General features: G+C 46.3%; 15 protein-coding genes. 6 read left to right on the top strand and 9 right to left on the bottom strand.

Annotation, left to right across the window (positions count from 1 at the left end; genetic code table 11):
- The first annotated feature begins 3 nt into the window (after positions 1-3).
- The 5 genes from msrA to ACU37H_RS00695 all read left to right on the top strand — a co-directional run bounded on the left by msrA (position 4) and on the right by ACU37H_RS00695 (position 4,717).
- Positions 4-675: a peptide-methionine (S)-S-oxide reductase MsrA gene (msrA, locus tag ACU37H_RS00715; RefSeq protein WP_472702433.1), complete on the top strand. Its 672-nt coding sequence runs from the start codon at positions 4-6 to the stop codon at positions 673-675.
- A gap of 243 nt (positions 676-918) precedes the next feature.
- The gene (locus ACU37H_RS00710; protein ID WP_472702432.1) at positions 919-1,962 is read left to right on the top strand and encodes an agmatinase family protein; all 1,044 of its coding nucleotides are present in this window, start codon (positions 919-921) and stop codon (positions 1,960-1,962) included.
- A gap of 38 nt (positions 1,963-2,000) precedes the next feature.
- A complete protein-coding gene (locus tag ACU37H_RS00705) occupies positions 2,001-2,543 on the top strand; it encodes a hypothetical protein (protein WP_472702431.1) in 543 nt (180 codons plus the stop codon).
- Between the two features lie 51 nt (positions 2,544-2,594).
- A complete protein-coding gene (locus tag ACU37H_RS00700; RefSeq protein ID WP_472702430.1) occupies positions 2,595-3,893 on the top strand; it encodes a radical SAM family protein in 1,299 nt (432 codons plus the stop codon).
- Between the two features lie 341 nt (positions 3,894-4,234).
- On the top strand, positions 4,235-4,717 hold the full coding sequence (locus tag ACU37H_RS00695) for a CAP domain-containing protein (RefSeq protein WP_472702429.1): 483 nt from the start codon (positions 4,235-4,237) through the stop codon (positions 4,715-4,717).
- Between the two features lie 236 nt (positions 4,718-4,953).
- On the opposite strand, the gene ACU37H_RS00690 is transcribed toward ACU37H_RS00695, so the two are convergent.
- Entirely contained in the window at positions 4,954-6,273 is a 1,320-nt protein-coding gene (locus ACU37H_RS00690; RefSeq protein ID WP_472702428.1) for a M12 family metallopeptidase, read from the bottom strand.
- Between the two features lie 230 nt (positions 6,274-6,503).
- Here ACU37H_RS00690 and ACU37H_RS00685 point away from each other — a divergent pair, with 230 nt between their 5' ends.
- Positions 6,504-7,892: a sulfatase family protein gene (locus tag ACU37H_RS00685; protein WP_472702427.1), complete on the top strand. Its 1,389-nt coding sequence runs from the start codon at positions 6,504-6,506 to the stop codon at positions 7,890-7,892.
- Positions 7,893-8,542: 650 nt separating this feature from the next.
- Here the strand turns inward: ACU37H_RS00685 and ACU37H_RS00680 are convergent.
- The 8 genes from ACU37H_RS00680 to ACU37H_RS00645 form a co-directional block, all read right to left on the bottom strand.
- Positions 8,543-9,694 carry a DUF4998 domain-containing protein gene (locus ACU37H_RS00680; RefSeq protein ID WP_472702426.1) on the bottom strand — a complete coding sequence of 384 codons (1,152 nt, stop codon included), beginning with the start codon at positions 9,692-9,694 and terminating at the stop codon, positions 8,543-8,545.
- Between the two features lie 165 nt (positions 9,695-9,859).
- On the bottom strand, positions 9,860-11,173 hold the full coding sequence (locus ACU37H_RS00675) for a DUF4959 domain-containing protein (RefSeq protein ID WP_472702425.1): 1,314 nt from the start codon (positions 11,171-11,173) through the stop codon (positions 9,860-9,862).
- Complete coding sequence (locus ACU37H_RS00670; protein WP_472702424.1) at positions 11,167-13,098, bottom strand: RagB/SusD family nutrient uptake outer membrane protein; 1,932 nt, start codon at positions 13,096-13,098, stop codon at positions 11,167-11,169. Before ACU37H_RS00670 ends, ACU37H_RS00675 begins: the two co-directional genes overlap by 7 nt.
- A 61-nt stretch (positions 13,099-13,159) precedes the next feature.
- A complete protein-coding gene (locus ACU37H_RS00665; protein ID WP_472702423.1) occupies positions 13,160-16,345 on the bottom strand; it encodes a SusC/RagA family TonB-linked outer membrane protein in 3,186 nt (1,061 codons plus the stop codon).
- Positions 16,346-16,760: 415 nt separating this feature from the next.
- Complete coding sequence (locus ACU37H_RS00660; RefSeq protein ID WP_472702422.1) at positions 16,761-17,834, bottom strand: FecR family protein; 1,074 nt, start codon at positions 17,832-17,834, stop codon at positions 16,761-16,763.
- A 100-nt stretch (positions 17,835-17,934) separates the two neighbouring features.
- Positions 17,935-18,465 (bottom strand): RNA polymerase sigma factor, encoded by a 531-nt coding sequence (locus tag ACU37H_RS00655; RefSeq protein ID WP_472702421.1) that lies wholly within the window; start codon positions 18,463-18,465, stop codon positions 17,935-17,937.
- A gap of 1,532 nt (positions 18,466-19,997) precedes the next feature.
- Positions 19,998-23,039, bottom strand: a complete 3,042-nt coding sequence (locus tag ACU37H_RS00650) for a SusC/RagA family TonB-linked outer membrane protein (RefSeq protein WP_472702420.1) — start codon at positions 23,037-23,039, stop codon at positions 19,998-20,000.
- A gap of 44 nt (positions 23,040-23,083) precedes the next feature.
- Positions 23,084-24,814, bottom strand: a complete 1,731-nt coding sequence (locus ACU37H_RS00645) for a RagB/SusD family nutrient uptake outer membrane protein (RefSeq protein WP_472702419.1) — start codon at positions 24,812-24,814, stop codon at positions 23,084-23,086.
- Positions 24,815-24,817 lie beyond the last annotated feature (3 nt).

The raw sequence follows: 24,817 nt of genomic DNA, 5'->3' as shown, positions 1-24,817 counted from the left end.
AAGATGTCAAGATTATTTCTCCCTACCCTGTTGATCGTGTTATCTGCTTTCGGCGCCTGCGCACAAAAAAAGGATCCGAAGCTGGAAGCTGTTACCTTTGCCGGACCTAACCACAAAAATTCAACTATGGACAATAAAAAAGATACCGCCACCTTTGCGAATGGCTGTTTCTGGTGCACAGAAGCCATTTTCCAGGACGTAAAAGGCGTTGAAAAAGTAACCAGCGGTTATACCGATGGTCACACAAAAAATCCGACTTACGAAGAAGTGAGCTCGGGCAATACCGGCTTTGCAGAGGCCTTACAGATCGTATACGATCCAGCGGTGGTGTCGTATGACGAGCTGCTTGAAATTTTCTGGAAGACGCATGACCCTACTACCCTGAACCGCCAGGGAAATGATGTAGGCACCCAGTACAGAAGCGGCGTATATTATCATGATGATAATCAGAAAGAAAAAGCGGAATACTATAAAAAAGCTTTAGATAGCAGCGGGGCGTTTGACAACCCGATCGTGACAGAGATCAAGCCGTTCTCCGGGTTTTACGCCGCCGAAGATTATCACCAGAGCTATTTCAATAACAATGAAAACAAGAACCCATATTGCAAAATTGTGATCCGCCCGAAAGTGGATAAATTTCGCATGGCCTTTAAAGACAAGCTGAAAAGCAAATAGGCCCGGTTTTTGTATCAAATAAAGATACGGAGCAAGAAGGACAATAAAGACCTCACAGCACATTGAATGCCTGTGAGGTTTTTTATAAAACTGCTGTTATTTGCGACCAGAGCCAACTTACCTGCTTTTGGAATCCCCGCTTCATTTAAGTTTCACCACCGCGTCCTTCGGCGGCGCCGAGTTTTAGGCTCGCTTATTGAGCTAAACAATGTATCTTGCACCCCCTTAAAAGAATTTTGAGCGATGTTAGATTTAAAGAATTTCGATCAAAACGCAGTAAGCAACCCGGAAAACAACATCTTTGGACTTCCCAGTACCGAAGACAATTCCGAACTGATCATATTAAGCGTGCCCTGGGAAGTGACCGTAAGTTACGGCTCGGGGACCGCAAAGGCACCCGAAGCGATCTGCAAGGCGAGCCTCCAGGTGGACCTGTATGATCCGCTGTTTCCTGATGCCTGGAAGAAGGGCTTCTACGTTACTCCCGTCGATAAGCAGCTGCAGCTGAGAAGCGCCTACCTGAGAAGGGAGGCGGAGTTGTATATCGACTATATCTCCCGCGGTGAAGAACTGGAGGCCAACCAGTTCATGTGTAAAACGATCCGTGAAGTCAATGAAGGTGGCATCTTCCTGAACGACTGGGTTTATCAGCAAGCGAAAAAACGACTCGATAAAAATAAATTGGTGGGGCTTGTAGGCGGAGATCACAGCACACCGCTGGGCCTGTACAAGGCGCTCGCTGAAAAGCACGGTGACTACGGGATTCTCCAGATCGATGCGCACTGCGATCTGAAACAGGGCTATGAAGGCTTCACCTACTCGCACGCGAGCATCATGTACAATGCGCTGAACGAAATCCCCCAGATCAAAAATATCATCCAGGTGGGCGTTCGCGATATCAGCCAGGACGAATGGGAGTATATCCAGCAATATCCTGAAAAAGTGATTCCTTATTTTGACCAAGATATTAAAGAGCGCCAGTTTAGCGGACAGACCTTCCGCATTATTGTACAGGAGATCGTAAGAAAGCTGCCGGAAAAAGTGCATATCAGCTTTGATATCGACGGACTGGATCCGAAGCTTTGCCCCAATACAGGCACACCGGTGCCGGGCGGCTTCGAGCTGGACCGGATCTTTTACCTGTTCCATGAAGTGTTGAAAAGCGGCCGGAAGATCATCGGCTTTGACCTGGTAGAAGTGGGCGTCGGCGAGACGGAATGGAACGCCAACGTAGGAGCAAGAGCTTTATTTAAACTTTGCAATATATTAGTAACCAGTAATTCATAATTTTTTACCTAAATATTTGAATTACATAATTGTAGTGATTGACCCCGTTCCGATTTATCATACCTAATAAAAAACTGAAGATCTACTTTGCCTTTGCGCTGGGTATCGTCTTATTGAATATCCTGGGTTTGGCGACGTACCAGACGGCGCGTGCGGCTGTCGCGTCCAATGCGCTGCTCTTGTCGCTGGCGATCATTGCTGCGTTGGCTGTGGTGATCTGTTTTTTGTCGCCTTCCAGGAGATTGCAGTTTGCAGGCACCCTGATCCTGGCGAGTGGTATTTTTTGGCTGAGGCACGGTATGACGCAGTTGTTCTTTGCTGATCTGCTGCTTTGGTTATTATATGCGGTGTCCCGCAGACGCTTGTTGGTAGAGGTGGATATGGAAGGCGTCAACTATCCTTCTTTTCCTAAAAAACGCATCTCCTGGGACGAACTGCAGCAGGTGATCCTGAAGGATGACATCCTCACCATTGACCTCCGGAACAATAAGATCTATCAACATCTCATCAAATACCCGGATAATCCGGTCAATGAAGCAGAATTTAACGAATTTTGCAGTGAGCAGCTTCGCAGACCCTAGACAACGGTCATAAGACAGCTACTCATCATCTCCCGATAATACTATTCATTCATGCATTTACATCAATCGCCTTACATTTTATATTCTGACGGAAAGGGAAACATTTTTGAAGATACTTCCCTGTATGTTACAGGCCGCACCGGCTGGGATGCGCTGCCGGTTCCGGAGGACGAATGGATCGAGCTGCCCGAAGGTGGTTCACTGTACGAGTTGCCCGGTCGCCGCGGTATCGGCATTGATGTGAAGACGGGCGAGATGCGGCTTTGTGAGAAAGGATGGGCCGTCGCGGCTTTTATTCCGCCCGCGCATACCGGTTTCTATATTGCCGCTTTTGAAACAACTCCCGATGCGCCCACCCTTCCGCTGTTTTGCTACACGGCGGTGGGTTGGTTCAACGAAAAATTTTATGTGCCGGCCATGCGTATTGAGCAGGACATCCGGCAGGAATGCCGCGGCTTCAATACAGAGAAAGTGGAGACCGGGGTGAGTTCGCTGATGAAAGCCTACCCGCACAACCGGCTGGTCAAACACCTGGCGGAGAACTGTGCGCTGACCTATCACTGCCCGGCAGCAAGAAACTATTTTATGGGCCGGTGGGAATGCCCCGTGCCGGCGTCGCCTGCCTGCAATGCCAATTGCGTAGGCTGTATCTCCCTTCAGCCGGACGAGGAAACAATCGTATCGACCCAGGATCGCCTGAAGTTTAAACCTTCGGTTGAAGAGATCGTCGAGTTTACCGTGCCGCACCTGGAAACCGCACCGTTCCCGCTGATCAGCTTTGGACAGGGCTGTGAAGGCGAGCCGCTGCTGATGTGGGAAACGATTGAAAAAGCGATCATCGAGATCCGTAAGCATACGGATAAAGGCAGCATCAATATCAATACCAACGGGTCTAAACCCGATGCGGTAAAACGACTCTGCGAGGCGGGCCTGAATTCGATCCGCGTGAGCACGAACAGCGCGCGCAGCGAAATCTATATGCCCTACTACCGGCCGAACAACTACCAGTTTGAAGATATCATCGAAAGCCTGAAAGTGGTGGACAGCTTTGGGGGCTGGACCTCGATCAATTATTTCGTGTTCCCGGGAATGACGGACAGCATCGCGGAGTATGAAGCCCTGCGCCGCCTGATCCGCGACACGAACCTGAAGATGATCCAGTGGCGCAATTTCAACATCGATCCGGATTGGTACCTGGGTAAGATCGGCGTGGCCGACACCGGCGAATTCATGGGTGTGAAGCAGCTGCTGCAGGAAATTCGCGATGAGTTTCCCGACCTGAAATATGGCTACTTTAATCCTCCGATGGAGCGGATCAAAGGCAATTACGAGCTGGACTTTGCGCACTGATAAGAGATGCGGTTGCATGGCTACGGATGCCACGGCGGTCCTTTAGTATGTCGTCGTTACGAGCGCAGCCAGTTTTCCCGCGTTCCAAGCGCGGCGCAGTCACTTTTTCCCGTCGTTCCGAGCGCAGCGCAGCGAAGCCGAGGAATCTCATCCTACTCAGCGAGATGGTTCGACTCCCCGTCCGAATGGATTCATCCGGGCGGGCACAGCGTTCCCCGTCCCTGCGGGCCCGGCAGGCGCTCACCATGACGGTTCCTCGTATGTCGCCGTTCATCTGCCTGACCTCATCTTTGGCATTGAATTTTCATACAAGATCAAAAATCCTCCCTAAAACGTAAAATATGAAATGGTTCGCCCCGCTCCTGGTTTTTGCCCTGCTGTTGTTGCAAGGCTGCTCTTCCGGACAGATGCCTGCCGGTAGCTCCTCCGCCGACCTCGGCGACCTGCTGCAAGCTGTCAACCGGGTCAGGAGTAAAGGTTGTAAATGTGGCGGCACTTATATGCCACCGGTGAAGCCTTTAAAATGGAGCAACCTGCTGGAAAAAGCCGCGGAAGGACATAGCGCCTATATGAGCCGCCAGAACCGCCTCAGCCATACGGGCAGCCGGGGTTCGAACCCGGGCACGCGCATCTCGGCCACCGGTTACCGCTGGCGCTTCTATGCCGAAAACATTGCGATGGGCCAGCGCTCGGTAGCTGATGTAATGTATAGCTGGATCAACAGTGCCGGACACTGCCGCAATATCATGAATAAGAATGCGACGGAAATGGGCGCCGCGAAATCAGGCGCCTATTGGACACAGGTCTTTGCCGCGCCCCAATAGTTCCCTACCCTGCTGAGCGGATGGTAAACGCGCGGTCCCTCTATCAACAAAACAAGGCTGTCTCTAAAGCGTCGTTCCACTCAACGATAACAAAGCATTCGAAGCAAGTCAGGCTATGGATCATTGCCGTTGCTTCGAATGCGTTGCGCGCTTTGCGTGAAAACTTTTGCCTTCGGGACAGCCCCGTCTTTAAGCCGGTTTAAGCCAGCATGGGATGTTCGTTGACACCACAAGGCTTATTCTTGTTTTACTAACCGGAAACGCTGCTGATCGTGCGGCCGGTCGGTAAACAGGTTCGGGCCCACCACGATAGATGTACCGTCGGTGGTCGATCCATCCTTTACTCCGAGGCGGCTACCACCCTGTGCCCTGAGACTAAAGGCGAAGCCGTCCTTACCCAAATTCAATACTTGCCATTTTTGAGCATCGGTGCCGGTATAATTTTGCAGCTCGACTGCATCCCCTGACGCCTGCAGCGTTACGACCTGGGTGGTATCGCTCGCCGGGCTGATCAGGTAATATCCATGCTCGCCTGATTTTCTTAAGAAAAACAATTGGTTGCTACTGGTGCTCCTGGACTGCAATACCACGGGCGTGCCGGACGTGGTGGCATCTACCCCCAGGCATTTGTCGCCGGGAAGAAGAGAGGTGATCCGGTGGGCGCCTTCTATATCGAACGGGCTATACAAATGGGTAATCCCTGCGATGTCCCCATCAGACAACTCGTTTCTCTGAGACCCAAAGGTGGCACCGCTCTTTTTGGTCATGGAAGGTCCGTTTCCATTGCTAAGGGAATAGGAATCGTACATCATGATCGACCCAAAGTCGAAACTTCCGTGGGGAGCGCAGCCCCAGTAAATATTGAAATTGTGCTTATAACCGGACTGTATGTTGTTTTCATGAACGGTTATGTAATCGTTCCTGTCGTAGCGGGACTGCTCATGCGCGATACCAAGTGAATGCATGATCTCGTGAGCGATGATGATCACATGATGGGCATTAGAGATGCGCACATAATTGACTTTTCCTTTTGTAAATCCCAAAGGCGACCGGTCTACGCTGGACGAAACGAATTTGATATATTCCGGCTGACCGTTTCTTAACTCAAACCGGACCGGTGTCTGGGATGAGATCAGATGCATCGCCGCGTGAATAGAGGCCAGAAGAGCAGGAAATTTCGCTATTTTCTGAGCGTTGGCGATAGTAGGTTCCAGCGGATCGGGTAACTCGTAATACACCACCCCATCGGGCCATATATTGACCAGGGATTGCATAATGGTGGCTCTCGCCTGGGTGGAGGTGCCACCGGCAAGCGCTTTCAACCGGGCAAACTGCTCGCCGGTAATGGTGATATCGTCCGAAAAGTAGTATTCGCCGCGGACTTCATTGATATAAGTGGGGTGTCCTTCAATCATCAGTCGGTGAATAATAGTATCGCCGATAATTTGTTTGCTGATCAGGTTTTGATGATCAGTCGAAGGCATACGATCCGTTTTCTGACAGGACCATATCACCATCAGTGCCATGCTGAGGTAAATAAATGATAAGATTCTCATGTTTTAATACGTTTAAGGGTGACAATGCTGAATAACAAGCAAAAGAATATAAATATAATAAAAATTTAGTATAAATAAAAATCATCATGTAATATATTTTGGTGGCCCGAATAAACTTAAGGCCGTTGCCCGTGTCTATGAAAAAGCCCGATACAGGAAAGTGGTTCTTTGTAACTTTGAGAACTGCGCCTCTAAACAACTTGAAAGAAAACTATACTTAATTGTCAGCTATGCCCCCTTGCATTGAACCGTCCGCCGGACCTGTTCCCACTCAAAACGCTTTTGATGATCGCCCCGGGGATCGTCTGATGACGACCGCTCTTTCCAACAAAAAGAAATTTCTTCTGAACGCAGGTATCCTGATCTGCATGAGCCTGTATTCTCTGCTGGCTACAGCACAGAAGAAGCCGAATATCATTTTGATCCTGGCGGATGACCTGGGCTATGAAACATTGGGATGTAATGGCAACGATGACCGCATGACGCCAAGGCTGGACGCGCTGGCGCAGGCCGGTATGCGATTTGACAACTGCTACTCCACTCCTTTATGTACGCCGTCGCGCAACCAATTGATGACGGGTAAATACAACCACCGCAACTATATTGGCTTTGGCTTGCTGGATCCGAAGGAAACCACATTCGGAACATTGATGAAGCAGCAGGGCTACCGCACCTGCATTGCGGGAAAGTGGCAGCTCTATGGTAACGAGGGCCAGCGCGAACTGGCCGGCGGTAAGATCGGGACGCTGCCGCAAAATGCGGGTTTTGATGATTATTGTCTCTGGCAGGTGGATGAGCTGGGGTCGCGCTATGCCAGTCCCACCGTATACACGGCGCCCGGCGTTTCCAGGAAGCTGGATAAAAAATATGGCCCTGATATCTTCGTGAATCATATCGAACAGTTCATGCAGAACAATGCAGATGCTCCCTTCTTTATTTATTACCCGATGGTGTTAACGCACGACCCTTTTGTACGGACACCCTGGACCCAAACGGTGAATGAGGCGGATCAGCCTAACAGTTATTTCAAAGACATGGTGCGGTATATGGACCATATCGTGGGCCGCATATCGGATAAAACGAAAGAGCTGAAGATTGACGATCATACCATCATTCTATTTATCGGAGACAACGGCACCAGTCCGAAGATCACTTCAAATTTCCAGGGAAGCGCTTACCGCGGCGGAAAAGGCCAGACCACGCGGCGCGGCACGCACGTGCCGATGATCGTGAACTGGGCGGGCATTACTAAAAAAGGGTCCGTAAACCACCAGCTGGTGGATTTCACCGACTTCCTGCCAACGCTGCTGGACATCAGCGGAGCGGGCCGGCCGGACTCGCTGCTATTGGACGGCATGAGCTTTCTGCCTCAACTGAAAGGACAAAATGTACCGGGACGGGAATGGGTTTTTTGTGCGTATGACCCGCGATGGGGAAAAGCACAACCCCGCACTTTTATACATGATACGGAATGGAAGGTGTACCGGACAGGGGAAGTCTTTGACCTTTCGAAAGACCCTGACGAAAAAACTCCGGTTGACCGGCACCAACTGAGCGAGGCTCAAAAAAAGAAGACGCAAAAGTTTGAAGCGGCCATGGGCAAGATATTGGCGAACTAAGGCGATTGGGTGCTTTTCTTCATGGCGAACGCCTGCCCGAATGGTACAGGCGGGCCTGCCCGAATGGTACAGGCGGGCCTGCCCGAATAGCATAGGCGGGCCTGCCCGGCGTGAAGGGGCGGGAGCAACACCAAGTACAACAAAGCGGTCAGACGGGGACCGTCAGACCGGGTGACGGAATTCTAAGCGGTCAGACGGAGACCATCAGACCGGGTCGAGGGATTTTAAGCGGTCAGATGGAGACGGTTAGACCGGGTCGCCGGAATTCTAAGCGGTCAGACGGGGACCGTCAGACCGGATCGCGGAATTCTAAACGGTCAGATGGAGACGGCTAAACCGGGTCGGGGAAGGCTATTGAGCTGGTTGGAATGAGCCCAGTCTTATTATCGGGACGCGCATCGAAAAGTAAGCGGTCAGACGGGGACCGTCAGACCGGGTCGCGGATTCTATTGAGCATCTCTTATGAAACGAAATAGATTCTTTGCCGCGGGCTAAAATAAAAAACCGGGACGCCACCCCCGGCTTGATACTATGAGAGAAAAAGAATCTCACGCTTAAATGGTCTCTATTGGCTTGCTCTTCCTTACCGGCAGACCGGTAAACGACCCAACCTCATCGCCATACTATCAAACTTTGCAACACTCCCCTGCTTATTGCAGTATATTCATTTCACCAAACACTACATAGGCGTTTCCACTATGTCCATTCTTCACAATCACCTTTATATATTGTGCCGTTACAGGCCCGTTGGGAAAAGTATATTCTATGCGGTTGGCCGTGCTCTGTAAAGTTGTTGTACCCTGGCTAATATAGTTTACGTTATCAAGGCTGGTAAACACTTCAATATCCTTAGCATCACCTAACCTGTTGTTGCCAAGCCGGCCATTAAAATACATTCCCCTTAGCGGTATGGCTCTGTCGATACCAAAAACAAAAGTAAAAGGGTATGTTTCTGCGGCTGTAGGAGACGACCACTTGGAATGATAAAATGTATTGGGATTGTTATCAATTAAACTCTCTACTGACCCCTGCTGTGCTGGCGAACTTACAGAAAGTACTGTAACAACAGGATCGTACTCATAATTCTTTGACACTTCTTTCGTATTAAAAACATCAATCGAATTTTCTACTGGTTTGTATACTGAACGATACGCAATGGTACCTTTACCTGCAATATCAGGTACGGCAACAGAGTTTGTGTATGGTGATATTTCTACCGTAGACTGGCCTCCGGAGCGAGTTGGGTAGCTAATATATGTTCTCTGTAATGGATAAAAAACGGCACCAGAAGTATCTATAGGTCTACCCGACTCTGACAGAAAATTGATTGTTCTAACGCCTTCTTCGATAGTTACATTTCTGTAAATCCTATTAGCCAACGAGGATTCATATCTCGCTCCATAAATGGTACCAACAGACTCTACAACATTAGAGCTGTCACCTTTTTCATCGAACGATATAACTTTCACAAACAAAGTAGCTTCAGGAATGTCGTTGATCACTACTTCCTTGTATTCCCCATAGTCGGCCGAAAGCACGTTTGTTGTAGTTGTTTTTATTTCCGCACTTAATGAGGTGCTATACTGTATTTTAAATTGTTTTACCCTGCGGTCCGGTGGTATCCGGAATCTCAATATAGCCCTGTTATACCCGGGCATAATCTGAAGAGAATCTACCTTGCCTGGTTGGGCGATTTCTGCTTCTTCTAAATATTGCGCATAGTAATAGTCTCCCGGCTTTTTACATTCCGTAAATAGCACGGCGGTGATTATAATACTTATAAGAAAAAATATTTTGTTCATCTGTTTATTTTTTATTTTTTTCTTTAATCAGAACTTGTCCGCCAGCTGGCGTATGGAATTCGCATGAAAATTGGCATCGCTTTGCCCGCCCAGCTGAATGCCGTTCGGACGGGAGTATAATTTAGCTTGCTGATTTTATGCACATTTCATATTTATTGTAAATATTTAAAGTTGGCCATATAATAACAGTTCGTACAAAAAGAAGGTGGGTACACTTTCATAAACACCGTTCCAGCCGGCATAAACCCTAAACCTTATGTATCTAAACTTTTCAAATGCAACAGGATCCGTAAATTCATAAGTTTCTCCTTTGCTTAATTCATTTTGTTCTTCAGTTGTCGCTGGCACTCCAAACCCATAGCCGGTAGGCCTCACACTTACAAACCGATCCAGCTTGGTCCAGGTACTATCCCAAGCTCCCGAAGGGTTGGGGCTATTGCTTCCATATATCTCAAAATCATATATATGCGCCGGACCATAGCAGTCTGAGATATTGGTGTAGCGAGTAGCCCATATTTGCATACGGCTGAGTAACGCAGGCCTACCCAAGTCAATAGTGATAGCAGAAGAGTATGGATCGACGGGTGTGGTACCACTATTTGTTGATAGATAACCGCTAGTGGCCGAGCCATCCCATATACCAGCAAAACTGAAACTTCCCCCGCGATCACCAGCATCGCCAGGAAGTGGAAGACGCTTGAAATTATTCTGAGGACTAATAAACACTTCTGCAATTGGAGTTAAGTTTACGGTAAATGTGTCCGAAAAATGATCCCAACGATCTTCAATATATACTCCAAACTCTGTTGGTTCGGCTTCCTGTCCCCTTATTCGAATTGTTTCTGTTTCAAAATTGGTATACTTGGATTGTATAGGTACCCAGTTGCCTACAGAGTCCTTTTTCATAACTCTGATAATCAGATTGGCTTTTGTTTCGTTAAAATATTTAAGATTGAAGCCGCCAAATGTACTTATAATATTTCCTGCTTCAGACAGCTTTTGGAGAACCAATTGATGTGGAGGAGTAAGCACAGTTGCTTTCACAGTGATAGGATCAGACTCTACCTCACCCACACTTACCGAACGTAATTCAATATCATAAGTTCCTTCTTCCCCAAATCCATCTACCAAAACTTCATTTTTGTATATTGATGACTTGGTCTCTCGTTTAATGCCATTGTCCAACAAATACGTAGCTTTCACGTACCTCAAGTCCTCGGAAAGGGGGAGGTCGTATTTAATAATAGCTCCTCCTGATATGGGTGTCACCTGTGTATTAGCAACCGGTTGTGGCTTTTCTCCAATTCGGTTCACCGTTATACCAATATCTTCTTTACACCCTAAAAATGTGCAGACAAAAAACAAAAACAGCAAATAGCTTATTTGTTTTTTGCTTAAAAAATCAGTTTGCATTGTATTTATTTTTAGTTTTTTATAAGTCCTCTTGTTTTTACGCACTTTTATGTAAGCAATTACCATCTAGGAGTTTGATCCAACTCTGAATTTCGTCTCAATTCCTCAATACTTATAGGCCAGAAGTAATCCTTAACTGTAAAGATGCGGTTGAAAAACAGACGAGGCCGGTAAAAAGCAGCTGGCTCTTTTTGAGCAATATCCCATCCTTCTATTAATGTGTTAAGCTCCGACAAAGCATCTTTCCATCTTCTTAAGTCCCAAAAACGCTTTCCTTCGAATGCAAACTCAACAGTCCGCTCTCTTTTTATAATTTCTCTCATTCCTTCCTTACTAAGCGGTTTATTGGGTATTGAAGAAAAGTTGGCCCATGATTCTACTACTCCTTTCAGTCCCGATCTTGCTCTTACACTGTCAACATAAGTGTATACTTCTTCAGATGGCCCCTGGCTTTCATTTAAAGCTTCTGCATACAAAAGATACAAATCTGCAAGCCGAATAAAAGGAATAGCATAAGACCTTGCGGTGTAAGCTGCGTTTGCACCGTAAGAGTTTTGATAGTTGACGTACTTTTTCACCATATATCCGGTGGCACCATAGCTCTGCACATTAAAAGGTTTAATATTACCTGTTTGCTTATAATTAGTGTTAAGTGCGCTATTGTCATCGCCTTCAGACATCATAAAGTAACGGCCACCGTCCATGGAGAGGGTTCCGTAAAACCTTGGCTCTCTGTCAAGATGGAATTTTACAGTTCTATAACCTGTTTGCAAATCATACCTGTACTCGTCTGTATTTGGAACAGTTACTAAGTCATATCTTGATGAATAAGGATAGGTTACATCTTCTTCAATAGGCACGCCGTTTTTAGAATAGAACTTTGATGCCATGTTAAGCGTTGCGCCCATAAAACTAGAAATAGAAGCATTAGACGATGTTTGAGGATGAAATCCTCTTGGCGTAAATGCGGCCTGAAAACTTCCGCCAGCAACGCTTCTTGTATCGAACCACACAGCTTCTGAATTAAGGTCAGACTCACTGATTGCTGAACGTAAGTTCATTTGGTAGTAGGTGGATGGTGAATTTACTTTTACGTTTACCGGCGGCGTCCAAAGATTCAGTACTTTCCCATTAGCTAATGCAAAATCAATAGCTTCTTTACAGGCAGTTGCCGCAGCGGCCCATTTCGCTTCATCATATACCTGATTGAATAAGCTCTTGCCTTGGTTATCCTTCAAGTCGACCATATCTGTATTCCCATTAAACAAAGGGCTTGCGGCCTCAATAAGCACCTGCGCTTTAATAGCCTTGGCTACCATTTGATTAATTCTTCCTATATCCAGGTTACCCCGCTGTTCCACCGGCATCAGGTCGGGCATAGCTTCATCAATTGTTTTTACAATATAGGCAAAACACTCATCTACAGAAGACCTTGGAATTTGCGACTCCTTTGGTTCTGAATATACTGGTATATTTTGGTCTTTGATAATAACAGGCCCATAAGCTCTTACCAGCAAGAAGTGATAATACGCTTTTAAAACTTTGGCTTCTGCTGCCCAGGTAAGTTTTTCTTCAAAAGGCATGTCGGGCACAGAGAGAACACGCTCTATAAAAATATTACAATTTGATATTGCCTGCCAATACTGGCCCGAACCATTACTGCCCCACCAGTTTAAAAGCGGAGAATTAGAGTTTTGCTGGCCCATGGCTATATACCATGCCGGATACGATGATGAAGAATAGTTGGTTGTTGAACTTAGCCAAAATTCATCTGCTCCCAAAAAGCCAATATTAGAGCCTATTGATGTACTCGAAGGCAAATCATTGTAACAGGTAGCTAAAAATCGCTCTGCAACTGTCCGGCGATTAAAAGCATGGTCTATTACTGGTACATTGTCTGGAACTACATCTAAAAACTTTTTGCAGGCGCCTACTGTTGATAGAAAAGGTACAGCCCATATTAATAGTATATATATATTCTTCTGCTTCATTTCTTTCTTTTTTATTGTGAGAACTTATCCGTCTGTTGACGGGTGATGTTCGAAACAAACTTTATAGGTTAATATTGATTCCGAAATTGAACACGCGTTGAAGTGGGTATGCTAAACCATTTCCACCCATTTCCGGATCCCACAATTTGAACGCACTCCATTTGAACAGGTTGGTTCCACTTATGTAGAGCCTCAGGTTTTTTACTTTATATTTGTTTAAAGTGAGTTTTTTAATATTATATCCTAGCTCGGCCTGCTTTAACCTTAAAAAACTTCCGTCTCTCATCCAGAAAGTACTGGTTTGTGTATTGTTTGGTGTTGGCGTCTGGCTTAACCGTGGCCAGCGTGCATAAATATCCTGATTTTCTTCTGACCAATAGCTGTCTGCCCATACCTGCAAAACTGAATTAGGAGCCGAAACGCTACCAAAAGGAGCAACGCCATAATTGTCACCACTTTTATAATAAGGCCTTATAAACAAAGAGGTCCGGGCATTACCAGCGAAGAAGAATGAAATATCAAAATTTTTATACCCTGTGCTTAACCCGAAACCATAGTTGATTTCCGGAACGGTGGGGTGGCCAATGGGTACAATGTCGTCAGCATTCACCACTCCGTCTTTATTTACATCTACATATTTAATATCTCCGCCTAAAACAGCTTCTCCACCAAATTGCTGAGCAGGGCTGTTTTCTACTTCTGCATCATCGATAAAAAGCCGTTCAGCAATGTAGCCCCTTACCTGATTTGCATTTAGTCCAATTCTACTTAGGTAATCATATTTATATGACGGCTCTTCATAAAAGACATATTCACCTGTAGCATAGGTAAACGTTCCACGCCCCTGAAGCCATAAGTCTTTTCCTATACTTTTATTATATGTTAATTCAGCATCAAATCCGTTACTTTTATACTTTCCAAGGTTGGCTAATACAGGAGCCTGCAGGCCATTGGAAGCAGGGATCGACCTTGTCTGAACAATGTTATATCTATACTGTCGATAATAATCTCCGGTGAAAGACAGGGCGCTGTTGAACAGGCTTAAGTCAATTCCGAAATTCGTTTGCCTTGAAATTTCCCATTGTACAAAAGGATTTTCATACCTTCTGATAGACACACCTGAAATAGATTCTGTTCCTGTGGTTGGTAAACCAAAAGCGTATCCGTTTCCGGCAGAAAGATCCACATCGGATAAATAAAAAAACCGTGTATTGCTTATATTATCATTTCCAACTAAACCATGCGTAAACCTGAATCGAAGCCTGTTAATTGTAGGTTTGAGCGCTTGCATAAAATTTTCTTTATCTGCCGTCCATGCCAAGCCAAAAGATGGGAAAAAGCCCCATCGGTAGTTTTCGGCAAATCTTTCTGACGCATTATAGCCAAATGTAAATTGAGCATAATATTTGTCATCGTATGAATAAGTAGCATTACCAGAAAGGCTGACATTTCTATACGGCAAGGTATTGATGAGCGTTACCGAGCTGGTAGGTGTCGACACATTGCTTCTTATTGTACCTATGCCCATTCCGGAAATATTGTGTTTTCCAAACGTTCGGTTATAGGTAAACTGGCTTTCAGCATAAAGTATAGAAGCAACGCTTCTATCTCCGGCGTTAAAGTCTAAATACTCTGTACCTCCATCCTGATTAATAACATGAAAACTGTCTACTACTCCGGTAAAAGGATTTAACAAAGGAGTATAATAAAAAGGATTATAAACTCTCGATTGAGCAAAATAGGCGTTTCGAGTAATATTTAAAAGCCCTCGGTATTTTAACCCTTTGGTGATAAATGATAAATCCTGATAAAGTTCTGTCTGAAAAGATAAATTACTTCTTCTTCTTTCCGAATAACCGCGTACTATTTCTGCATAAGCATTTAAATAGCCACCCTCCTGAAAATTTCCAAACATTGGATGTTCTAAATATGATAAACTTGGCGGCGGAGTATAAATAGGTTGAAATAAGACCGGGTTTGACCGCAAGGCATTACCATACGCTGCAGATCCTGATGAAGGCGGGCCATTGTAATCTTGGATATTGGCCAAAGCGCGGGCTACCATCCGGGTAGACTTTGTTAAGTTAACATTGATATTGGTACGTAAATTATAAACATTAAAACGTACGTTGCTATTGAAATCATTAATTGGTTCAATTTTCAAAAGGCCATTATCAGTAGTAAGATTTCCGCTTACATTATAAGTGGCTACCTGTCCTCCTCCGGAAATACCCAGGTTATAATTTCTTGTTGTTGTGACTCTTTTGGTAATGAAATCCAGCCAGTTTACAGCAGGATATAAAATAGGATCGTCTCCCGCCCTGGTTCTATCAATTTTTTCCAGGGAATACACATTTTGGTTGTCTTTATCCAAAGGATCGCGTGTTAAAATAGCCTCACGGTTCATGATCATAAAAGTTACCGGATCGGCAATTTCTAAGTTTTGTGTGGGCATTGAAACGCGCTGCTCTGCTCTGAGATTAATTTTCGCTGGCCCCTCCTGACCCATTTTAGTAGTGACTAAAATAACACCATTAGCGCCTCTCGAACCATACACGGCCGAGGCTGTTGCATCTCTCAAAACGCTAAAACTTTCCAGGTCGTCCCATGGTATTCTGGCTAGATCGTCTGCCGACACCTCCAGGTTATCCACTAAAATCAGCGGACGTTGGTTAGTACCAAAAGTACCTACACCTCTTACAAAGAAGTCTGCATTATCTGCGCCCGGTTCACCGCTGCGCTGAAATGAAACCATTCCGGCAATCCTGCCCTGTAAAGCAGTAGTGAGATTGCTTGCAGGAATTTTTAACTCGCTGGGAGATATTGAGGTTACAGAACCCACCAAATCTCTCTTTTTGGCTTTATTACCAAAAGCTACTACCACTGTCTCTTCCATTAACTGCACATCCTTTTTCATCACAATGTCCAAACTCAGACTGTTTTTGTCGCCTGTTGCCACTTCCTGGGTCATATAGCCGCTCATAGTAAATACCAGCACACTATTGGCGGGCACCTTTAATATATAGCGTCCGTTCAGATCGGTTGTCGTACCTACACTGGGTTTTGATTTTAACGATACTGAAACCCCGCTGAGAATACCCCCGGTACTGTCAGTCACCAAACCGCTCACTTCGATGTCGGCTTGCTGATGAATCGTATACCCACCTGCGAGCGGATTGCCGTTGAAAGTGGCGCCCTGGCCGAGATCTTTCTCTCTCAGGACAATAAGCGTTTTGCCCTTCTGCACATATTCCAGCCCGGTACCTTTCAATAACCGCGGCAATAATTCCAGCACAGGCATATTGGCGACTCTGACATTAACGGTACCAAAATCGTCTACCACCTTGTTACTAAAGGCAAAGCGATAGGTCGTCTGCTTCTGTACCGCTCTCAGGACTTTCGACAGCCGAACGTTTTCAACATCCAGGCTCACATGTTCCTGGCCGGCACCGGTAAACGCCAGCGCCTGCATGCCTGATAATAGGGTGAACGCGATTAATAGTTTCATAAACAGCAGGGATTTAAGCAACCGCAATGGCCGCTTTTGGGGACAAGCCTTTTTTTTCATACTTTTAGTTTGATTAAGAAAGTGGGAGTTCACCAACTCCTGTTTTATGTTCACCGGGAAGAGTGGCGGTCACCATCTCTTCCCATTTTTTTGCCTATTTCGTAATGACGATGATGTTTTCCGTCCGTGTATAATGGAAGGGATAAGACATTTGCAGTATGTCCATCATCGTTTGCAGATCTTCATCTTCAAAAGTGACCGTGTACCTGTAATGACCCACTTCCTCGTCCCGGATATTGATAACAACGTTAAATTGGCGTTCCAGTACGGTTTTTATTTCATGAAGCGATTGATTTTCGAAAATCAACAGTCCTTTCGTCCAGGCGGTTTCGATGTTCCTGTTGGCATCATCATAGGCCATCGGCTCAATAGCAGCCAACTTCTCTATTTCCGGGGATGTACCCTCTTCTTTCTTCAGGACGAACTTTTCATTGACCGCAAGCGTTTCATATACTTCTTCCTTATCTCCTTTGTCAAACACAATCTGCACCTTCCCCTCCAGCAGTGATGTTTCACTAAAAGGCTCGTCATCGTAATCTTTCACGTTGAACTTAGTACCCAGCGCTTTGATCTTGTAGTTTTTCACATGAACAATAAAAGGAAGCGCTTTTAAATGAACAACATCAAACAGGGCTTCTCCCTTCAGATAAACATTTCTGTCTTTGCTTCCAAACTCCGGGGAGACGGAGAGCTCACTGTGAGCATTCAAACGCACCTGAGTACCATCGGGCAATATGATCATTTTGTGAGCGGCGGCGGGACCCTTTATTTTTTGCGTAAGTGCCATGTCATCTGTCATCCGACTGCTTTCTTCCCTCATAAAAAAAATCACAGGCAATGCCAGGAAAGAGATAACAACAGCCGCAGCAATCCATCTTTTAATCCGGCTTTTGCCGGTGTTATCTTCAGTTACCGGAACCTGGTAGTCCGGCACATACAGTGCATGTGACCTGTCTGATTCATGCGCTGACAATTCGTTTTGTTTTTTCCGAAGCATGGTCTTCAAACCCAACACGACCTCCTTAGCTTCCTGCATCGTTTGAAGTTGCTCGGGATGTTGCAACAGATAATCGTTCCACCGGTGAATGGACATGTCATCCTTTTCCATGCAATAGGAAATAAAAGAATCATCAATAGCAAGTTGTTCCACCGAAAAGATCATAAGCATTTGAAACTACTATCAGTAAAGACGGAGTTGCAGGAAAAACCTAACAACTTTTTTGGAGATTTTTTTGACTGGCTCCAACAGAGGCTTGCGGACTAAAGTTTCAGAACATTAAGGACAATAACGATCCAACCTTGGCAGGCTCTACGCCGGCGCCGAGTGATTTGCGCAGCAGGGTAATCCCCTTGGAAAGGTTATTATAAACATTCTGCTGACTGAGGCCTGTTTTGTCAACGATCTCCCGGGTGGAATATCCACCGTAATATTTAAGGTAGATCACGCGGCGGCAACGGCCAGGCAGCTTTTTATAGGCCTCGGTCAGCCGTTCAATCAACAGTTCATCGGTTTCCAGGCGCTCCAATACTTCCTGTGTAGAAGGCACTTCTATCTCTTCGTAGAGATGATGTACTTTTCTTTTATCATGAGCCCTAAAATGGTCTATCAGCCTGCGTTTGAAAGCTGTTACTAAAAAGGCCTCGGGATTACGGATGTCATCCGCAACCTCTTTCTGCATCAGATCAAGGAAGAGCTGGTGGACCAGGTCTTCGGCTTCCTGGGTGGTATAGCCATAATGATAAGCAATGGCCATCAATTTGGCCCGGTATTGACTGTAATAGGTAGTGATGGTTGTCATCGTTAGTTAGTTTTAATGAACCCTATCCGTTGGTAGGAATAATGAGCATTCAACATAGGTGCATTATCTTGTTATCGACGAAAGACAATGTGATATTGTGGACCTCAAGCGTATCAATATACTACTCATACGGGAGGCTGTCGGATGAATTTTCAATGATAACTGCCGGAATAATGAGGTTAGACGGATATACCTAAAAGGTCAATGACTAACGGCAAGCCGTAATTGACCTTCTGACTCTCATTTTTGATTATTACAAAGCAGTTGACGTAGCTACTATAAGTATAGTAGCTACCACATTACGGTAAAAATAACATTATTTTGATAATAGCCTCGTGCAATCGTTTGCGCGGGTGTTGTGAATGCGATTTATAGCGCGCGTTAAAGATCTATTTATTCGTTTGGGAAGCGTCTTTGAGCGGCTTGACTGTCTGCTATTGTATCTGATTTCTTCTTATAAACATAAGCAGCATAAGAAAAGACATTACATTTAACGAAATGGAAAAGTTCTGATCCGGTGCCTGATATCCATTTGCAAACAGATAAGAAAACCATTTAAAATCAGCGTTGGCGCCTTCCCTATTCATATATATAGCGATGTATGGCACACTGTAATAATTCCTGAATACAAACCCACTTACAGAAAGCTGTATGGTTTGGAACATCAAAGTTATACTCATCAATTTTTTCGCGACAATAGACTTGTCATTCAAAAAGTAGTTCGCCCCGGTGAGTGTATAAAACAATAAAACGCTTATTGCGATAATAAATGGAACAAGAGCTATATATAGATCATGCCACGAATAGGTCGTAAACAACGCTACAAAACAGAATAGACCACCGAGAAAAGTGTATAATCCTATCAATTTCTTAATTAGTCCCATAAATAAAAGGGTCTTTGATACCCACTGCTTCGGATTCGTCGTAAATCCATTCACGAACCCCCGATTATTGTCATATGTACATATATACGAAAACATCGCACATCTCATTGCAGCGATAAGTCCCACCCTAAAAGGATGATGATAGTGAATATCAGAATTATTAAGGTAGTTTTCTTTATTTCGAGAGATAGCCGATCAAAGTCTTTTGTTGAATTAAAAAACTTTGCAGCCATTATTTCATAAACCAGCCCTGCTGAAAAAAGAATATTAGCAACGCCCCAGATCAATAGAATCAGGGGCAGTAGAAAAAACATCCAACCATTCTTAAAAACAAACATTACAATCACAAGATATACAATGGTAGCCGCAAATAAGATCAGGTTTAGAAATCCTCTGCCTTTGTTCCACCACCGAATGATCTCCCGGGTGGATGTTAATCCGTCCCTCTTAAACATATTTTTAAAATACGACCCCATCATAAGCATTGATACCTGAATAAAACGTCAATCATTATAATCTATATAGTCCGCTTTTCAACCACGCATTAATACCTGCAACCAAAACGACCAGGCATAAAGCCTGGTCGTGTAAATATAAACCACTACCTGCATAAGTGGATGTTGCAAAGAAATTTCTTGTTCGCTGGTTTTAAAAGCCTACCTGCAAACCCAGGTTCACTACCCGCTGGTTCATGTAGGCGTCGCCGGCCGTGTTGCTGGTGACCTCGGGGTCTTGTTGGTACAAATTATAGTTGTTAAAGGTGAGCAGGTTGTAGGCGCTCAGGTAGAAACGGGCATTGTTGATCCTGAAGGGCAGCAGCCTGGCAGGAAGCTGGTAGCCGAGGTCTACCGTCTTTAAACGAACATACCGCGCGTCGATCATCCAGAAGGTGGAAGGATAGGCGGCCGGACTGTTGATCGAACTGGAATTTGTGGTCAGTCGCGGAAACTTAGCGGCGTCCGGGTTGTCCGGCGTCCAGCGCAGTTGGTGAATGGGCTGGAACTGGCTTTGTAAAGGCTCTATGCCTGTTCCGGTTACGTAGAAACTATAACCGAACGATCCCTGGAACAGCACGCTCAAACTAAAACCTTTATAGCTGGCACCTAATGTCAGGCCCGCGGTGGTATTGGGCAGATTGGGTTTACCGATCGGTCCCATATCATTCTCGTCAATGACGTTGTCGCCATTGAGATCCTGGTATTTCAGATCGCCGGGCTGCACAGGGATCAGGGGTCTGGCGCTGTTGTCGATGTCGTTCTGATCGCGATAAAAACCAAGGAAGGTGTAACCAAATGTCTGGTTGATAGGGTGCCCCGTCCTTAACAGCCAGGGGAATGCCGGTGTGGCTTCATCCTGGAAGAGGATGCGGTTTTTTGCATAAGAAAATACCCCGGTTATATTATACTGGAAATCGCGGATATTGTTCCGGTAAGATATCTGTCCGTCAAAACCGGTATTGAGCACCTCTCCCATGTTGAACCGGGCGGTTCCCACACCAAGGATCTGCGAAATAGACCCGCGCGTGATCAGCTGATCATAACGGATATCACGGAAGTAATCGATCGTCATAGATACCTTATCGTTGAGCATATTCAGATCGATACCGATGTCAAGCTTTTTGGCTTTCTCCCAGGTGACGTTGTTATTGCCCAAATCGCCTTCGTACACGGAGGGGTACTGCACCACGCTGCTTTCTCCGAAAGGATAACCTCCGCCCTGGAGATACTGCTGGTTGTACAGGTAACGGTTTCCGAATACTACATCCGATCCGACAACTCCATAAGAACCTCTTAACTTCAGCAGGTTGATTGCTTTGACCGTAAAGAACTTTTCGTTGCTGATGTTCCAGCCCAGGCCCAGCGCGGGGAACAGGCCATAGCGTTCTCCTGACTTAAACCTGTCGGAACCGTTGTAGCCCAGGTTAAAGTCCAGCAAATATTTTTGCAGGTAATCGTATCCTATTTTAAAACTATAGCCCTGAAACTTGTTAGGCACAGATGCGTTCTTCTGATCGGTAAAGCTCTGACGGTTGAAGAGCAATAAAGACGAGAAATGATGCGCCTGGAAGGTGCGGTCATAATTCAGGAAACCCTGCAGATTCACATTCTTGTTATAGGCATCCGTGACGCCAACCAGTGTATAACCGGAAAGCTGATACTGGCCCCTTGGATCAAGCGTATAACTACCGTCCTCGGGATTATAGTAATAAGAAGGTGGTGAATACCCTTCGAATACGCCGCCCCTGAACAGTTGCCGTGAAGCCAGCTCTGTACTTGCATAAGCAATCCTGCCATTGAACGACAGGCCTTGTGTGATCATGTCGAGCTTTTCGATAATACCAAACAGCACGTTGAAGTCGCTTCGTTTATCCCGCTGATAGCCGCTGTTGGCCAGCCGCGCATTCAAAGTCGCGAGGTTACCGGGATTGTACCGGTCATAGGCATAGCTGCCGTTGGGATTGAGGAACGGCGCCGAATAAGGTCTTATCTTTTGAAAATTGTAGATCTCCGAAACAATGTTTTGTGCGTGCGGCTGGTTGACATCTCCAAAGCGGGTCGTTACGTCGAGGCGCACAGACAGGCTTTTGGAAGCTTTGATGTCCAGGTTGCTCCTGAAATTATACCGCCGGAAATAATAATTATTATTCACTTCATTGCGCGGATCGGAAAAGTCTTTCAAAGCGCCGTTCTGCACCAATGCACCGCCGGAAACAAAGTACTTGATGATATCGTTACCTCCTGAAACATCTACGTTGTTATTGGTTTGAAGAGAAAACGGTTTAAAAATAGCAGTATACCAGTTCACATCAGGGTGGCCGTAAGGATCGTCGCCCGTTCTGAAATGCTCCAGGTCTTCCTGCGTAAAGGGAGGGTTGAGTCCGTCATTGGTATACGCTTCATTTTCAAGCAGGGCGCTGTTGTAAGCATTCAGGAAGTTCAGTTTTCGCACCGGGCTTTGTAAGCCCCCTTCTACCCTCGCGTTGATCTTGGGCCGGCCACTGGCGCCGCGGCGGGTTGTAACGATCAATACGCCGTTGGCTCCTTTGATCCCATACACAGCGGTGGTGGAAGCATCTTTCAGGATCGTGATATTCTCAATTTCATTGACGTTGATCTGTGATAATTGTTCATACGTATATTCGATATCATCCACAATGATCAATGGTTTGTTACCATCCGGGTTCAATGAGCTGATACCACGGATAAAGAAATCGGATGCATCCCTCCCCGGCTGGCCCGACCGCTGTTGCGAAAAGAAACCAGGCAGTCTTCCGGTCAATGCGTTTTGCACGTTAGCGGTGGGCACGGTCCTGATGGCCTCGGCTGATATGGCGCTGGTCGCTCCCGTGTTGGTCACACGTTTCTTGGTGCCATAGCCCACAACCACTACTTCGTCCATCCCCTGCGAGTTGGATTGCATGGTGATCTCCAGCGTTGAGTCCTGTTCCGGCTGGATCTCAAAAGTGAGATAGCCCACCAGGGTAAACATCAGCGTGTTGTTGATATCGGCCTGGATCGAAAAGGCGCCTTTCTCATCCGTCGTCGTTCCTCCGGTCCCTTCTTTGATAGTAACCGACACGCCGGATAATGGTCCCATATTATCTTTTACGATCCCCGAAATCTCTCTCTGCTGCGCAAAAAGTGACCCGGAAATGAACAGGTATATCGCCAACAAATAAATACGATGCATAATAAAGCTATTAACCAGTTTTAATGTTTTGTTTTGATGCTTGCTTACCAACCGGGGTTTTGTACCATGCCGGGGTTTTTCACCACTTCGTCGTAAGGAATTGGATACAGGTACTGCCGGGTGGCAAAGACGGGCTTAAAGACTTCCGTAACGGTGTAAGACAGTCGTCCTGATGAACCGCGAATGATGCTCATGCCATGCAGCGGTGTATTGACGGCTGTTTCAGCGATCTTCCACCTGCGCAGGTCCCAATAGCGATGCTCTTCAAAAGCCAGCTCTATCCGGCGTTCGTTCCTGATGGCTTCGCGCAGCTCCGCCTGGGTCATACCCGTTCCTATCCCGTAGCGCCCATCAGCACCCGCGTCAATACCGGCTCTTTGGCGCAGGTCGATCAACACCTGGTACACTTCATCATCAGGGCCGGAGAATTCGTTTCGCGCCTCCGCAAAATTGAGCAGCACTTCGGCGTAGCGGAACAGGATAAAATCATGAAACTGATCGGAGAAATTATTGGTAGCCTCAAAAGGCCCGAGAAACTTTCTCATATAATATCCTGTACGGGTTTCTACGTTCAGGTTGCCGGGGCGGCTTCTGCCGCCTTCAAAGGTTTCGAGACTGGTATTGAGCCATGCGTGGCCGTTGTACAAAATCGTCATATCGAAGCGGGGATCCCGGTTTGCATAGGGATTGCCAATGTCATACCCTGATGCCGGATCATCGATCGCCAGCCCGTTTTTCATGGGGAAGGCATCGACCAGTTCCTGCGTGGGGCTGGTAAAACCGGTTGCCGTTCCGGGCGAGTAACCTACCGGCCCGTTCGCCACTTCCAGCGCAGTGCTGCGCCCTTCAAGCCTGGCCAGGATCACTTCTTTATTGGTCTTGCCGTTCACGCCGTCTACCGTAATAAATATGTCCGAAAATAGCGCCGGCTCCAGGGCATATTCGTTGCGGTTCATCAGCTCTTTAGCCGCATCAGCAGCGAGCTTCCAGCGATTGATATCATTATTGGTATAGCCCGACTTATCATTTCCGGAAGCGATATTGCCACCGTTGAACAGCGGGCTGGCGGCATACAAGAGCACGCGTGCCTTCAGGGCCAGGCAGGCGCCCCGCGTGATGGAATGATATTCCGCTGTCGCTTTGGTCTGAGCGATCGTGCGCAGGCTGTCATCAATGGTATTGCATTCGCCCACGATATAATCGACGCATTCCGCGAAACTGTTGCGCGGAATCTTCACATCATCTCCCAATACCCACACATTATCGCCGGTGATCGGCACCCCGCCGTAGCGTTTGAGCAATTCAAAATATAATAATGCCCGGATAAACCGTGCCTCTGCCTTATAAGCATGTTTCTTCGGAAAGCCCGGCACCACCATTTTATTCAGCGGCACCCGGTCTATATTGTTGATGAATATATTGGCCTTCCTGATGCCTGCATAGCATTTCGCCCATACGTTTTCCGCTTCCGGCAACGTGAATGAGTTGTATCCTCCGGTGGCCAGCTTAAACACATCGGAGCTACCCGTAACGGAAGATATGGCATCGTCGGAAGCCGCATCGAGCAGGTCTGAGCTGACGCGGTTAAAACCCTTTGGCAGCGTATTGTACACACCGCTGAGGTACCGCTCTGCGTTCACACCCAGTGAATCGCCGGTATCAAAGATGTAATCTATCGTCGTCAGTTCCAGCGGAACCTTTTCAATATTTTTAGCGCAGGAACACAGTAATATCACCCCCCCGATCAACGCTTTACTGAACATGTCCTTCATCATATA

This window comes from Niabella sp. ZPM-14 (genome assembly GCF_055693045.2).
Note: the sequence above shows the minus strand (reverse complement) of the source record. Positions and strands in the feature narration are given on the sequence as shown.

Excerpts from the sequence above, each read along its gene's own strand:
- msrA (WP_472702433.1), top strand. The coding sequence starts at position 4 with ATGTCAAGATTATTTCTCCCTACCCTGTTGATCGTGTTATCTGCTTTC.
- ACU37H_RS00710 (WP_472702432.1), top strand. The coding sequence starts at position 919 with ATGTTAGATTTAAAGAATTTCGATCAAAACGCAGTAAGCAACCCGGAA.
- ACU37H_RS00700 (WP_472702430.1), top strand. The coding sequence starts at position 2,595 with ATGCATTTACATCAATCGCCTTACATTTTATATTCTGACGGAAAGGGA.
- ACU37H_RS00695 (WP_472702429.1), top strand. The coding sequence starts at position 4,235 with ATGAAATGGTTCGCCCCGCTCCTGGTTTTTGCCCTGCTGTTGTTGCAA.
- ACU37H_RS00690 (WP_472702428.1), bottom strand. The coding sequence starts at position 6,273 with ATGAGAATCTTATCATTTATTTACCTCAGCATGGCACTGATGGTGATA.
- ACU37H_RS00685 (WP_472702427.1), top strand. The coding sequence starts at position 6,504 with ATGCCCCCTTGCATTGAACCGTCCGCCGGACCTGTTCCCACTCAAAAC.
- ACU37H_RS00680 (WP_472702426.1), bottom strand. The coding sequence starts at position 9,694 with ATGAACAAAATATTTTTTCTTATAAGTATTATAATCACCGCCGTGCTA.
- ACU37H_RS00675 (WP_472702425.1), bottom strand. The coding sequence starts at position 11,173 with ATGGTAATTGCTTACATAAAAGTGCGTAAAAACAAGAGGACTTATAAA.
- ACU37H_RS00670 (WP_472702424.1), bottom strand. The coding sequence starts at position 13,098 with ATGAAGCAGAAGAATATATATATACTATTAATATGGGCTGTACCTTTT.
- ACU37H_RS00660 (WP_472702422.1), bottom strand. The coding sequence starts at position 17,834 with ATGCTTATGATCTTTTCGGTGGAACAACTTGCTATTGATGATTCTTTT.
- ACU37H_RS00655 (WP_472702421.1), bottom strand. The coding sequence starts at position 18,465 with ATGACAACCATCACTACCTATTACAGTCAATACCGGGCCAAATTGATG.
- ACU37H_RS00650 (WP_472702420.1), bottom strand. The coding sequence starts at position 23,039 with ATGCATCGTATTTATTTGTTGGCGATATACCTGTTCATTTCCGGGTCA.
- ACU37H_RS00645 (WP_472702419.1), bottom strand. The coding sequence starts at position 24,814 with ATGATGAAGGACATGTTCAGTAAAGCGTTGATCGGGGGGGTGATATTA.